The sequence below is a fragment of the Longimicrobiales bacterium genome (assembly GCA_029245345.1).
GTDB lineage: Bacteria > Gemmatimonadota > Gemmatimonadetes > Longimicrobiales > Gaopeijiaceae > CALFPJ01.
The window spans coordinates 1-12560 of sequence record JAQWPM010000016.1 but is presented as its reverse complement, the minus strand read 5'-3'; the positions used below and the strand labels follow the sequence as shown (position 1 = coordinate 12560).

The following is a 12560-nucleotide window of genomic DNA, read 5'->3' as shown; positions in this document are numbered from 1 at the left end:
GAGAAAACCATGATTCAATCTCTACCAGAAAACTGGATCACCCTCATTGGGCTCCTGGCCATCTTGGTCGTGGCCTCGTGGCTCGGTGATCTCGCCACGACCCGCGTCTTTCGTGGAGTCGCCCGGAGGGTGGCCGGCCGAACCAAGTCGACTTGGGATGACCGGGTCATCGAACGAAACGTCATCGCGCGTATCGCCCACGTGGTACCGGCCGCGATCATGTACTTCGGCGTCGGTCCGGCCCTTGGGGTAACACCTGTCGAGGCAGCTGCTGCAACCGACCCGGACATTGTCCTGCTCTCTTGGACGCTCATTCGGCGTGTGAGCGCCGCGTTCATCGTGCTCACCGCGACGATGGCCCTCAGTTCACTGCTCGACGCGGCCAACGACATTTACACCGAGGCGTACTCGGAGTCGAACAGCCGGCCCATCAAAGGCTACCTGCAGGTGATCAGCCTGGTCGCATATCTCGCTGCGAGCATCGTGATCGTCTCGATCCTTGCCGACCGGAATCCCACTGTCTTCCTGTCCGGGCTCGGCGCGCTTACCGCCGTCCTCATGTTGGTCTTCAGAGACACGATCCTGTCTCTCGTTGCCAGTATTCAGATCATGTCGAACGACATCATCCGGATCGGCGACTGGGTCGAGATGCCCCAGGCCAACGCAGACGGTGACGTGATCGACATCGCACTGCACACGGTCAAGGTCCAAAACTGGGACAAGACGATTTCCGCCGTCCCAACGCACAGCTTCATAGGCGAGTCCTTCAAGAACTGGCGCGGCATGTCGGAGTCCGGCGGACGTCGGATCAAACGGGCCATCCATATCGATATGGGGTCGGTGCACTTCCTCGAAGACAGTGAAGTCGAACGTCTGTCACGGTATGAGGTGCTCCGCGAGTACATGGGCTCCAAGCGCTCCGAGCTGGACAGCTATCACGCGGAGCATGCCCCTGCAGACCCGGAGGTGATTCCCGAACAGCGGCGGCTCACGAACCTCGGGACGTTCCGAGCCTACGTCGTGAACTACTTGAGGGTCCACCCACAGACACACCGCGACATGACACTACTCGTTCGCCAACTGGCGTCGGGACCCCAGGGCATTCCCATCGAGATCTACTGCTTCTCGAACGATACCGAGTGGGGGAGCTACGAGGCATTCCAAGCAGACATCTTCGACCACTTGATCGCGATTCTCCCCGAGTTTGGCTTGAAGGCATTTCAGGAGCCGACGGGGGATGACTTCGCCGGGGCAGGTGGAAGCCGCTAAGCCGTGGATCTCAAACTTGGCCGCCGGCTGTCCGCAACTGATATCTCGTTTCTGCTGACCGAAGCCAGAAGCAGGACCATGCTGATCGCGGCGAAGCTCGCCCAAGAAGATCTTCGACTCCAGCACGACCCACTCATGAGCCCCATCGTCTGGGACTTGGGCCACAGCGGCCATTATGAGGAAGTCTGGCTCGGGGCGAACCTCGAGAGTGGTGACACCGGGTCTGAAGGGCTACGGGGCATCTAGAACCCCTTCGAAAACCCGCGCGCTGTTAGAGATTCGCTCCCACTCCCTAAGCTCAGCGAATGTTGGGACTGCCGTGCAGCCGTCTGCCGTATCGTGTTGGACAGCGTAGGAGAAATGGACCTACGCGTGAGCACCCCGCTGCTGGACGACGGGTTCGTCTTTACGATCCTGCAGACGCTTCAACTCAAGCAGGGCAGCGCTTACGAAGCACCTCGTCAGTTGGTGGCGCCTCAGGCGAGCCAAAGCTCTCCACCGCCTGGGACCAGGGTTCGTTTTCGGGTGGCTCCGTGGTCGTCGGCACCGATGATTGGTCAGCCACCTACGATAACGAACGCCCGGCGCCCCGCGTGAACCTGAACGTTCACAGACCCACTCAGCAGCTCCTGGGGGCCCAACTCTGCTCATAAAGGGAGTGTGCACCACCGAAGACGAGGCCGGCGGGTGAAACCGGACCGCCTGTGTCTGCAACGGGCCTACACATGCTCATCTACCCTCCCGCAGCAGACCACCCAACCCATCGAGGTCAGCATTACCGCCACTGATCACCACAACGACCGGACCGTTCGGATCAAGCGGGATCTTGCCCGCCAAAAGTGCCGCTATCCCTGCGGCACCCGCTGGCTCGGCCAGCAGCTTCGTACGCTCGAGTAATACCCGGAGTCCGGTGACGATCTCTGCGTCGCTCACGAGCATCACGCCCCGGGAATGCTCCTCGAGCAAGGCGTGGTTCAGCACCCCGGCCATTGGGGCGGCGAGGCCGTCCGCGATCGTCTCCACGGAGTCGAGATGAATAGCCTCTCCCGCAGCCAGGCTCCTGTGCATTCCCGGTGCCCCCTCTGGCTCGACGCCCCAAACCGCGATCCCAGGGCGGGTGGCCGCCACGGCTGCGGCGATCGACGACGACAGTCCGCCGCCACCCACGGGAACCACAATGGCCGCCACATCCGGCAAATCTTCTACGATTTCCAGCCCGCAACTCGCATGTCCCGCGACCACCTCTTCATCGTCGAACGGATGCACGAATGTCAGTCCCCTCTCGTCCGCGATCTCCAGGACATGGGCGAAGGCTGCTCGGGCATCACCATGGAGCACGACCTCGGCTCCGTACTCGCGACTCGCTCGCACTTTTGTAGGCGAGGCGTTTTCGGGCATCACGACGAGGCTGCTCACGCCAGCGGCGCTCGAAGCCCACGCGACCGCCTGGGCGTGGTTACCTGCAGAGATCGTGGCAACGCCTCTCGCCCGCTCCTCGTCCGACAGCATCAACAAGCGGTGCAGGGCGCCCCTCACCTTAAATGCGCCCGTTTTCTGGAGATTCTCGCACTTCAGGTACACGGGCGCGCCGATGCGATCCGAGAGGGTGCGTGATGGAAGAAGCGGCGTCCGATGGACGGACGATGCAATTCGTGCCCGCGCCTCTTCGAGGCGCTCCAGTGGGAAGCGTAGGGTAGTCATCGCTGGGATGATGACGTGGCCTCGCAGGACCCGCTACCCCATGGGCGCTTGAACCTGTGTGCGGATATCTCACTCCGAGTAGCGGTCCGAAGCGTTGGCCAGATACGCTGATACGGGTATAGTACCGCGCGAGTCCCACCCCAGGAGCGTCGATGTCGTCTGCCGAAGTCGTTCACCCGGTTACCCTGCGTTGCAGCTTCTGCGATACCAAGAACCGCGTCGATATGTCCAGAGCAGCACATCGTCCGGCCTGTGGCGGGTGTAGCAAGCCAATGCTCCTGGATCGTCCCGTGACTGTGACTCAAGACGACTTCGATGCCACGGTTCTCGGCGCTTCCGTTCCTGTCCTGGTGGACTTCTACGCCGACTGGTGCGGGCCCTGCAAGATGGTGGCTCCGCTCATGGATGAGATCGCACAGGCCCAATCGGGAAAGATGCTCGTAGTCAAAGTGGATACGGACAAAGCTCCTTTAGTAGCTGAGCGCTACGGTATCCGCAGCATCCCGACCGTGATCCTCTTCCAAGAGGGTGAAGAAATGGAACGGAGCGCCGGGTTCGAGCCGGAACGCGTTAGAGATTTCGCTGCAAAGGCCGTGGCATGAACAAGAAGATCCGGCACGACCAGATCCTCGACGCAATCAAGCAGCATCGGGTCACGAGCCAAGAGGCGCTCTGTGAGATCCTGCACGCGGAAGGCACCGATGTGACGCAAGCCACGGTGTCGCGGGATATCCGAGAGCTCAGACTTGTGAAAGTTCCCGGAGCCGATGGCACATCCCACTATTCCATGCCGGACGAATGGGAGAGCACGCCCTCGCTCCGTTCACTCCTGCCGACTCTGTTTCAGTCTGCAGATGGCGTAGATCACCTTCTGGTGATCCGTACAATGAAGGGAGCGGCCCAGACCGTTGCCGCCGGCATCGACTGGGAAGAGTGGCCTGAGGTCCTCGGCACCCTGGCGGGTGACGACACGGTCCTCATCATCCTGCGGTCCCATAAATCGCTCGAAAGTACCAAGGCGCGAATTGAGAAGATGGCATCCCGCTCGGGTTGACATCATGCATCGCGGATGCATATTTATGCTTCGTGGCTGACTCTTATGCCACCTTGATAATCGAATTGTTTGATGGGACCGGGGGCGGAAGCTCGGGGCATTGTGCCCCCTGACTCCTTGGCGGGAGGTAGTTGGTCTTTCGTCCCCCGGCCCTGATTTTCTAAACACCGGCGCTCAATCGAGCACCCGAGGAAAGTCTCATGAAGGTCGTTCTTGGTTACTCAGGTGGGCTCGACACCTCAGTTATCGTGCCATGGCTCAAAGAGACCTATAACGCCGAAGTGATCTGCATGGCCGGAAACGTGGGTCAGCAGGGCGGCCTGGATGGCCTCGAAGCAAAGGCCTACGCCACCGGCGCCAGCGGCTTCTACGGTGAGGACCTCCGCCAAGAGTTCGTCGAAGACTACGTATTCCCGACGCTCAAGATCGGGGCGGTCTACGGCCGTAAGTACTTGCTGGGCACAGCGATGGCCCGTCCGCTTCTCGGAAAACGTCAGGCTGAGGTCGCGCTTCAGGAAGGCGCCCAAGCACTGTCACACGGTTGCACAGGCAAGGGGAATGACCAGGTCCGCTTCGAGTTGGCATATGCGGCCCTTGCTCCCCAAATGAAAGTGATCGCGCCGTGGAGGGAATGGGACATAACCTCCCGTGAGGAAGCCTTGGCCTACGCCCACAAGCGGAAGATCCCGCTCGAGGGAGTCGATGAGACCAAGTTGTTCAGCCGAGACGAAAATCTCTGGCACATCTCACATGAAGGTGGTCCACTCGAGGATCCGGCCTTCGAGCCAGAGGAGTCCATGTTCCTGTGGACTCTGTCGCCCGAATTGGCTCCGGACACACCGGAATACGTGGAGATCGGATTCGATGCAGGCGTGCCCGTCTCGGTCAACGGTGAGGTCATGGGCGCTGTCGAGTTGTTGTCCACGCTGAATGAGATCGGTTCGCGCCATGGCGTGGGCAGAGCAGACATCGTGGAGAACCGGCTCGTAGGCATGAAGTCACGGGGCGTCTATGAGACGCCGGGTGGCACCATCCTCTACTCGGCCATCAAGGATCTCGAATCCATCACGATCGATCGGCGCGCAGAGGGCATGAAGGATGAGATGGCCCAGCGGTGGTCGGACATGCTCTACGAGGGTCGCTGGTGGACCACGGAGCGTGAGGCTCTTCAAGCGATGGCGGACGTGCTGTCCAAGAACGTGACAGGCTCCGTGAAGATGAAGCTCTTCAAGGGATCGTGCTGGGTCGCGTCCAGAAAAAGCCCGGTCTCTCTGTACCGTGAGGACCTCGCGAGCTTCGGGCATGCGGCGACATACGACCATTCGGACGCCGAAGGCTTCATTCGCCTCTTCGGGCTCCCGATCCGTGCAGCAGCTGGATTGGAAGCATTCAAGAAGCAGGCAGACCCTGAGGTCTCGCACATCATTGACGAAGTCATCGCGGCCGGCGCGGTTTAAGACCGTCCGACGACAGCGCTTGACCCACTGCCCAATTGGCGGCGGGCGCGCTAACGTCCCGTCATGAGCGATTCAACGACTGATCCGGACGGACCCGCCGCACTTTGGGGAGGGCGCTTCGAAGGCGGCATGGCGCCAGAAATGGTACCACTCAACCTCAGCCTCGGCATCGACCAGCGCCTGTGGCGCGAGGACCTCACGGGCAGCGCCGCCTGGGCTAGGGCGCTCGGGAAGGCGGCCGTCCTGACCGAGGACGAAGTAGGGTCCATCATTGACGGCCTAGCCGCGGTGGGTGTACGAATCGAAGCCGAGGGCTTCGATGGTGCCGCTGAAGAGGACATCCACTCGGTCGTTGAACGAATGTTGGGCGAGGCCGCCGGGGAGGTGGCCGGGAAGCTCCATACTGGACGTTCTCGGAACGATCAGAGCGCGACAGGCGTCCGCCTTTACGGTATGGCCGCCTGTGACCGGATCGAAGCCCACCTGATCGCTGTGTGCCGGGCACTGCAGGACTTGGCAGCCCGAGGAATCGACGTGGTCATGCCCGGCTATACACACATGCAGCAGGCTCAGCCGATTCGAGCAGCGCATTGGGCGCTCAGTCATCTCTTCGCATTTCTACGCGACGTTGATCGGATCCAAGCAGCTCGGCGGTCGGCTTCTGTGATGACCTTGGGTTCAGGCGCTATCGCGGGTTGCCCCTTCCCGATCGACCGGGAGGGCCTGCGTACGGAGTTGGGATTCGACCGGGTGAGCGAGAACTCGGTGGACGCGGTGGCTGACCGCGATTGGGTCTGTGACCTGACCTACGCCGGCGCCATGATCGGCGTGCACCTTTCTCGGCTCTCCGAAGACCTCGTGCTGTTCTCCAGCACTGAATTCGGCTTTGTCAGACTGTCGGACGGGTACAGCACGGGCTCGAGCCTCATGCCTCAGAAGAGGAATCCGGACGTGGCCGAGTTGGCCCGCGGGAAGTCGGGCAGGCTCGTGGGAAACCTCTCCACAATGTTGACGCTCTTGAAAGGCCTTCCTACGGGGTACAACCGCGATCTACAGGAAGACAAAGAGGCGCTATTCGACACCGTAGACACGTTGGACCTCACGCTCCCTGCGGTCGCGGGGGCGCTGGAGACTGCCGCCTTCGTGCCGGAACGGATGAGGACCGCCATGGACGCCCAACTCCTCGCGACGGATCTCGCCGACTATCTCGTTCGAAAAGGTGTTCCGTTCAGGACGACCCACGAAGTGGTGGGGCACTTGGTCCGAAAGGCTGAGACGACGGGCGTGTCCCTCTCTGAGCTGCCGATCGAGTCACTTCAAGCCGAACACGAATCTTTCGAGGCAGACGTCTCCGAAGTGTTCGATTGGGTTAGATCTGCGGACTCACGCGACAGCGACGGAGGCACGTCGCTCCGCGCCGTGCGCGAACAGTTGGATGAAGTCGCGGCCAGAATCGCGGGGCTGACCTAGGCCCGCACCGCTAGGCCGACGGCTCGGATCCTGCCATTGAGCGACCGGCTGCCTCGACAAATGGCCGAAGCGACGACATGAGCGCGTCAAACTCGGGGAAGTCGAGCGACTGTTCTCCGTCTGACGTAGCCGTTTCCGGGTCCGGGTGGACCTCGATCATGAGCCCATCGGCCCCAGCAGCGACTGCCGCGTAAGACAGGGGTGCCACGAGATGCCGCCGACCTCCAGCATGGGATGGGTCGGCAATAACTGGGAGGTGGGTCTCACGTTTGAGGACCGGGATGGCCGCCAAGTCGAATGTGTTCCGTGTGGCGGTCGTGAAGGTCCGGATGCCTCTCTCGCACAGGATCACATCCGTGTTGCCTTGGCTCATGACGTACTCAGCCGCCAAGAGCAGGTCCTTCACGGTGGCCGACATCCCACGCTTGAGAAGCACGGGACGCCTCAGGCGACCCACCTCGGTGAGGAGAGAGAAGTTCTGCATGTTCCGTGCACCGATCTGAAGCACATCCGCGTACGAAGCTACGAGTTCTACTTGCCGGGTATCCATGACCTCAGTGACGATCGGCAATCCGGTCTGCGCGCGTATTTCGGCGAGCATGGCCAGGCCTTCCTCTCCCATGCCCTGGAACGAGTAGGGGGAAGACCGAGGCTTGAAGGCACCCCCGCGTAAAGCCCGCGCACCGGCCGCGCGCACATGCTTGGCGGTGGTGCCCAACATGTCGCCGCTTTCGACTGAACAGGGTCCGGCGATCACGATGACCTCCGGGCCACCCATCCGTGCGTCTCCGATCGGCACTTCGGTTGGGGCCGCCGCAAAGTCATTCGAAGCCAACTTGTAGGGCTTCAGGACCTCGTGGACGGCGTCGACGCCAGGAATGCTCAAGAGCGGGACGTGGTGGAGAAGTGCCTCGTCTCCCACACACCCGATGATCGTGCGGTGCTCGCCGATTGAAATGTGCGTACGGAGACCCATGGACTCGACCCGTTCACGGATGTGGTCGATTTCGTCTTGGGTTACGCCTTTATGGGTAACGATGATCATGGTGTGCCGCGCTGAAAAATAAGAAAGGCCCCCGGCGGGTGCCGGGAGCCTCGAAGCCCTCGATTGTCCACGGCGGGAAGGTTCGGTCTACAGCCGTTGAGTGTCAACGTTAGCCGGATGCTTCTGGAAACGCAGCGGAACCGCGAGTACATTCCGACCATCACATCCCACGTCACCGCGAATGTGTGCCACCACGGAGATGTCCTCAATGGAACTCAGTCCTTCCGAGGCACTGAAACGAAGAGCTGCCGCTCGAGCCCTCGAGTACGTCGAAAGTGGAATGATCCTGGGGCTGGGAACCGGGTCCACGGTCGCGCATCTCCTGGACCTTCTCGGGCAGAAGATCCGCGACGGAGAACTTAAGGACATCGTTGGAATCCCAACCTCAGTCCGGACCGTTAAGGAGGGGCGCCAAGCGGGAATCGAGCTGGTCGATCTCGTAGACCGGGATCATATCGATCTTACGATCGATGGCACCGATGAGGTGACACCCCAGCTCGACCTCATTAAAGGCCTAGGCGGCGCACTTCTCCGTGAGAAGATGGTCGCTCAGTCTTCAGACCGTCTCGTGATCATCGCGGATGCCGGAAAAACAGTCGACAAGATCGGTACGAAATGTCCGCTTCCGATCGAGGTCGTAAGCTGGGGGCAGGGCTCGCATGTGCGATTCCTCGAATCAATCGGCGCAGAAGTCGCCATGCGTATGCAAGAAGATGGCTCTCCGCAGATGAGTGACAACGGAAACTTGCTGCTGGATTGCACGTTCGCAGGCGGGATAGACGACCCCCAACTTCTTGACGTCGAGCTCCACGCTCGGGCTGGAATCGTTGAAACGGGGCTCTTCCTCGGCCTCGCAGACGTCGCCGTGATCGCCGGAGAGACTGGCATCGAAGTTTGGGAGGCGCCGAAATGAAGATCGCTCCTTCCATCCTCTCTGCAGACTTCTCCCGTTTGGGTGAAGAGATCCAGGCAGTGGAAGCGGGGGGTGCGGACTGGATCCATGTGGACGTTATGGACGGCCACTTCGTTCCCAATATCACCATCGGTCCGGTGGTAACCGCGGGCGCGCGCCGAGCCACTGACCTGCCACTCGACGTCCACCTGATGATTTCGAATCCTGACGACTACGTCGATGATTTCGTGAAAGCAGGCGCGGATTGGGTGACCGTACACGCGGAAGCATGCACGCACCTCCACCGGACGTTGGCCAGGATCGGAGAGCTCGGTGCCAAGGCCGGAGTGGCCCTCAACCCGGCCACTCCTCTTTCCGCGATCGAGGACGTCGTGGAGCATCTCGACCTCCTCCTGATTATGTCCGTAAACCCAGGGTTCGGTGGGCAGTCCTACATTCCGCGGAGCTCCGACAAGCTACGGCGGGCCCGGGCCATGCTCGACGCGGCTGGGAGTTCGGCCGAACTCCAAGTCGACGGTGGGGTCGGTTTGTCGAACATTGCCGAAGTGGCAGCGACGGGAGCTTCCGTAATTGTTGCTGGATCAGCGGTTTACGGGTATCCGGAAGGAGCAACGGCGGGCGTCTCAGCCCTGCGAAGCGCGGCCTCCACAGGGTAGCGACGAAAGGCAAGGACGTCACGCCATCCGTGGCGATATCCGATTTCAAAGTGCTCGTCAGGGAAGAGGCGGCCTGCTGGGCACCGTCGACCTCGTAACCGAGCCCTTTGAGCGTGACGACGTTCTGCGCGTGTTATGGCGAAAGCTCGTCCGCAACCCTAGCCGCACCCGTACTGGTTGTGGACGATGAGGGGGACATGCGCACCAGCTTCGCGAGCCCGCGACCGAACCTGCCGCGGAGTAGGCCTATGCGGACACTCTGGGGCATACCTGGGGTAGTCCAGTCGAGCAAGATTTCCGACCCCTCAGCCGTCACGCCTTGATGCGCCTTACATATAAGTCGACACTCACGGACCACTCCCCCGAAACGGTGTTCGCCTGGCATGAACGCCCGGGAGCTCTAGAGAGACTGACGCCGCCCTGGGCTCACGTTGACGTTTTGGAGAAGGAGGGGGGCATTCGCGATGGTGCCCGTGTCGTGCTCCGAGTCCATCGGGGACCGACCCGTTTCAAGTGGGCGTTGCGCCACAAAGATTTCATTCCCAACCGCCAGTTTCGAGACGAGCAAGTCTCGGGGCCGCTGAAGTCCTGGGTTCACACGCACACATTCGAGCCACTCGACGGGGGCGGTACGTCTATGCAGGACCAGATCGACGTCGAAGCACCGCTCGGAGCGGCAGGTGCCGCGATTGGTCCGGCACTCGTAAAGACAGAACTCGGGCGGCTCTTCCGCTTCAGGTATCGCCGCCTGTTCACGGACCTAGCCCAACACGCCAAATTCGCAGCCCGGCCCCGGATGCGCATCGCCATCACGGGTGCAAGTGGGCTCATAGGGAGCAACCTCGCCGATTTCCTGACCACCGGTGGCCATCATGTCATCCGCTTGGTTCGCGACAGTCGGTCCGTCGGGGACGACTCTATCTACTGGAATCCGTCAGCGGGTGAGCTTGATCGAGCGGCTCTCGAAGGCGTAGACGCAGTAGTGCATCTCGGTGGCACATCGATCGCGAACGGCCGTTGGACGTCCGAACGCAAAAAGGCCATCATGACGAGTCGCGTGAAGGGTACTGAACTCATCGCCCGGACCCTGGCTACGATGAAGAACGGGCCGCGGATTCTGGTATCCGCTTCGGCGACCGGATTCTACGGCGACCGTGGAAGTGAGCGCCTCGAAGAAAGCGCCCTAGCCGGTAAGGGCTTCCTCGCAGAGGTCTGCCGTGCCTGGGAAGGAGCAGTCAAGCCGGCGGAGCGGGCGGGCGTCCGTGTCGCGCTTCTGCGCACCGGGGTCGCCCTTTCTCCAGCTGGAGGTGCATTGGGGCAGATGCTGCTTCCGTTCAAGATGGGAGCCGGAGGCCGACTCGGTTCCGGTGACCAGTATTTGAGCTGGATCGATACCGACGACCTGGTGGCTGCGATCCACCACATCTTGATGACCGACGATCTCAGCGGACCCATCAACGCCACGGCGCCACATCCTGTGACGAACTCCACGTTCACATCTTCACTAGGACGAGTTCTCGGTCGCCCCACGTTCATCCCGGTACCAGCGATAGCCGTTAAGGCCGTATTTGGAGAACTCGGTCAGGAGGCCCTGTTGTGGGGCCAACGTGTGGTGCCAAGCAAACTCACGGAATCAGGATTTCAGTTCTTCTACGAGGGAGTGGAAGATTCCATGCGGTTCCAGCTCGGTCGGACGGACTGACCCGCTAGCTGTCGAGAAGGAGCTCTCCGTCCGAGCTGAGCGCGGGGTAGGGGCGACCCGCGCGCCGCCTTTTGTCGGCGATGGAAGGGTACGCCCATTCGAATAGGGTCCGATCGAAGTCCTCCTTGGGCATTTGGGATTCGTCGTACATGCCCGCTGCCTGCCGCTGGCGGAGCGCCTCGAACAAGAGGATCGAGGTCGCGACCGAGACGTTGAGGGAGTGCACCATCCCGAGCATCGGTACGACGACGTGTTGGTCTGCCAAACGCAGACCTGCCTCCGAGACCCCGTCCAACTCTGCCCCCATCGTAATCGCCACCGGGCGAGTGTAGTCGATGTCGCGATAGTCCTGTGCGTCGGGGGAGGGATGTGCTGCAATCACCGTGAAGCCTCTCTCATGTAGGTGGCTTATGGCAGACGCCGCCCCATCGTGGCGATGGACGTTCACCCACTTCTTCGTGCCAGCGGACGTTCCATGGTGGAGACCGAGCCCATGCGCCGGCGGCACCACGTGGACGGCCAAAACTCCGACCGCGTCACAGTTCCTAAGGAGCGCTGAGAAGTTGTGCGATTTGTTCACGCCATCCAAAAGGACCGTTAAATCGAGCTGGCGGCGAAGGAGTACGTCACGTAGACGATGGAATCGTTCTGGTGTCATACGGTATATTCTCGCCGACTTCGCTTGGAACGCCATACCTCACTCGACCGGGAGGACACCCTGCTACGATACCGTCTCTACACCCTCGTTTTGATCGCCCTGCTCTCAGCGGCCTGCGACCGGGTGGGCGAGATCGTGATCGTGCCCGAGTTCGACTTCGCGTATTCGTTCGAGAATGATCTCGAGGGCTGGTACGGGTCAGGAGTAGACTTGGGAACTCCCGCCGTGGAGTGGTCAATGACCCGCTCCAGTGAACACTCGTCGCTCGGCAGCGCTTCCGCAGCCCTCACGCTGGACAACGCCTCAGGTGCGGCAAAGGTGTGGCTGGAGCGTGAATTCGACGTCCAGCCGGAGCGTGCCTATGACATCCAGCTCTCGTTCGACCTGGGGACATCAGATCACAGTGGGACCGAGCCGTGGCGAGTGCTCGCAGGGGCACACACAACCCCACCGACAGAAGCCGCCGACCTAGCCATCCAAGACCCGACGTCCAGCGGGGCGGGCTCCGGCGTGACCTTCGTACAGAAGAACTACACTCTTCGCGCTACAGCGGATGAAGAAGGGCACATCTACCTGGTCGTCGGAGTTTGGGGGACGTCTCTGGGTGCCCGGGGGTACTTCGTGGACAACGTTCA

Annotated in this window: 13 protein-coding genes; 10 read left to right on the top strand and 3 right to left on the bottom strand. The window is 61.3% G+C overall.

Features of this window, described 5'->3' with window-relative positions:
- Window positions 1-9: 9 nt before the first annotated feature.
- Both P8L30_09245 and P8L30_09240 read left to right on the top strand, forming a co-directional pair.
- A complete protein-coding gene (locus P8L30_09245; GenBank protein MDG2240375.1) occupies window positions 10-1269 on the top strand; it encodes a mechanosensitive ion channel in 1260 nt (419 codons plus the stop codon).
- Window positions 1270-1272: 3 nt separating this feature from the next.
- Entirely contained in the window at window positions 1273-1515 is a 243-nt protein-coding gene (locus tag P8L30_09240) for a DinB family protein (GenBank protein ID MDG2240374.1), read from the top strand.
- A 483-nt stretch (window positions 1516-1998) separates the two neighbouring features.
- Here P8L30_09240 and P8L30_09235 read toward each other — a convergent pair whose 3' ends face one another.
- The gene (locus P8L30_09235; protein ID MDG2240373.1) at window positions 1999-2970 is read right to left on the bottom strand and encodes a threonine/serine dehydratase; all 972 of its coding nucleotides are present in this window, start codon (window positions 2968-2970) and stop codon (window positions 1999-2001) included.
- A 290-nt stretch (window positions 2971-3260) separates the two neighbouring features.
- Between P8L30_09235 and trxA the strand changes: the two genes are divergently transcribed.
- The 4 genes from trxA to argH all read left to right on the top strand — a co-directional run bounded on the left by trxA (window position 3261) and on the right by argH (window position 6951).
- Window positions 3261-3572 (top strand): thioredoxin, encoded by a 312-nt coding sequence (gene trxA / locus P8L30_09230; GenBank protein MDG2240372.1) that lies wholly within the window; start codon window positions 3261-3263, stop codon window positions 3570-3572.
- On the top strand, window positions 3569-4024 hold the full coding sequence (gene argR, locus P8L30_09225) for an arginine repressor (protein MDG2240371.1): 456 nt from the start codon (window positions 3569-3571) through the stop codon (window positions 4022-4024). The genes trxA and argR overlap by 4 nt, the downstream gene beginning before the upstream one ends.
- A 200-nt stretch (window positions 4025-4224) precedes the next feature.
- A complete protein-coding gene (locus P8L30_09220; protein MDG2240370.1) occupies window positions 4225-5481 on the top strand; it encodes an argininosuccinate synthase in 1257 nt (418 codons plus the stop codon).
- A gap of 63 nt (window positions 5482-5544) precedes the next feature.
- Window positions 5545-6951 (top strand): argininosuccinate lyase, encoded by a 1407-nt coding sequence (gene argH, locus P8L30_09215; protein ID MDG2240369.1) that lies wholly within the window; start codon window positions 5545-5547, stop codon window positions 6949-6951.
- Window positions 6952-6961: 10 nt separating this feature from the next.
- Here argH and aroF read toward each other — a convergent pair whose 3' ends face one another.
- Window positions 6962-7996 (bottom strand): 3-deoxy-7-phosphoheptulonate synthase, encoded by a 1035-nt coding sequence (aroF, locus tag P8L30_09210; protein MDG2240368.1) that lies wholly within the window; start codon window positions 7994-7996, stop codon window positions 6962-6964.
- A 208-nt stretch (window positions 7997-8204) separates the two neighbouring features.
- Here aroF and rpiA point away from each other — a divergent pair, with 208 nt between their 5' ends.
- From rpiA to P8L30_09195, 3 genes are all read left to right on the top strand, one after another.
- A complete protein-coding gene (gene rpiA / locus P8L30_09205) occupies window positions 8205-8909 on the top strand; it encodes a ribose-5-phosphate isomerase RpiA (GenBank protein ID MDG2240367.1) in 705 nt (234 codons plus the stop codon).
- Window positions 8906-9565, top strand: a complete 660-nt coding sequence (gene rpe / locus P8L30_09200; GenBank protein MDG2240366.1) for a ribulose-phosphate 3-epimerase — start codon at window positions 8906-8908, stop codon at window positions 9563-9565. The genes rpiA and rpe overlap by 4 nt, the downstream gene beginning before the upstream one ends.
- Before the next feature lie 322 nt (window positions 9566-9887).
- Window positions 9888-11267, top strand: a complete 1380-nt coding sequence (locus P8L30_09195; GenBank protein MDG2240365.1) for a TIGR01777 family oxidoreductase — start codon at window positions 9888-9890, stop codon at window positions 11265-11267.
- 4 nt (window positions 11268-11271) lie between these two features.
- Here the strand turns inward: P8L30_09195 and trmH are convergent, their stop codons facing one another.
- Window positions 11272-11925: a tRNA (guanosine(18)-2'-O)-methyltransferase TrmH gene (trmH, locus tag P8L30_09190; protein MDG2240364.1), complete on the bottom strand. Its 654-nt coding sequence runs from the start codon at window positions 11923-11925 to the stop codon at window positions 11272-11274.
- A gap of 24 nt (window positions 11926-11949) precedes the next feature.
- Between trmH and P8L30_09185 the strand changes: the two genes are divergently transcribed.
- Window positions 11950-12560 (top strand): hypothetical protein (locus tag P8L30_09185; GenBank protein ID MDG2240363.1); only part of this gene is annotated, 611 nt, incomplete at its 3' end.

Coding starts and splice junctions, on each gene's coding strand:
- argR (MDG2240371.1), top strand. CDS start 3,569: ATGAACAAGAAGATCCGGCACGACCAGATCCTCGACGCAATCAAGCAG.
- P8L30_09235 (MDG2240373.1), bottom strand. CDS start 2,970: ATGACTACCCTACGCTTCCCACTGGAGCGCCTCGAAGAGGCGCGGGCA.
- P8L30_09195 (MDG2240365.1), top strand. CDS start 9,888: ATGCGCCTTACATATAAGTCGACACTCACGGACCACTCCCCCGAAACG.
- P8L30_09220 (MDG2240370.1), top strand. CDS start 4,225: ATGAAGGTCGTTCTTGGTTACTCAGGTGGGCTCGACACCTCAGTTATC.
- aroF (MDG2240368.1), bottom strand. CDS start 7,996: ATGATCATCGTTACCCATAAAGGCGTAACCCAAGACGAAATCGACCAC.
- P8L30_09245 (MDG2240375.1), top strand. CDS start 10: ATGATTCAATCTCTACCAGAAAACTGGATCACCCTCATTGGGCTCCTG.
- rpe (MDG2240366.1), top strand. CDS start 8,906: ATGAAGATCGCTCCTTCCATCCTCTCTGCAGACTTCTCCCGTTTGGGT.
- rpiA (MDG2240367.1), top strand. CDS start 8,205: ATGGAACTCAGTCCTTCCGAGGCACTGAAACGAAGAGCTGCCGCTCGA.
- argH (MDG2240369.1), top strand. CDS start 5,545: ATGAGCGATTCAACGACTGATCCGGACGGACCCGCCGCACTTTGGGGA.
- trmH (MDG2240364.1), bottom strand. CDS start 11,925: ATGACACCAGAACGATTCCATCGTCTACGTGACGTACTCCTTCGCCGC.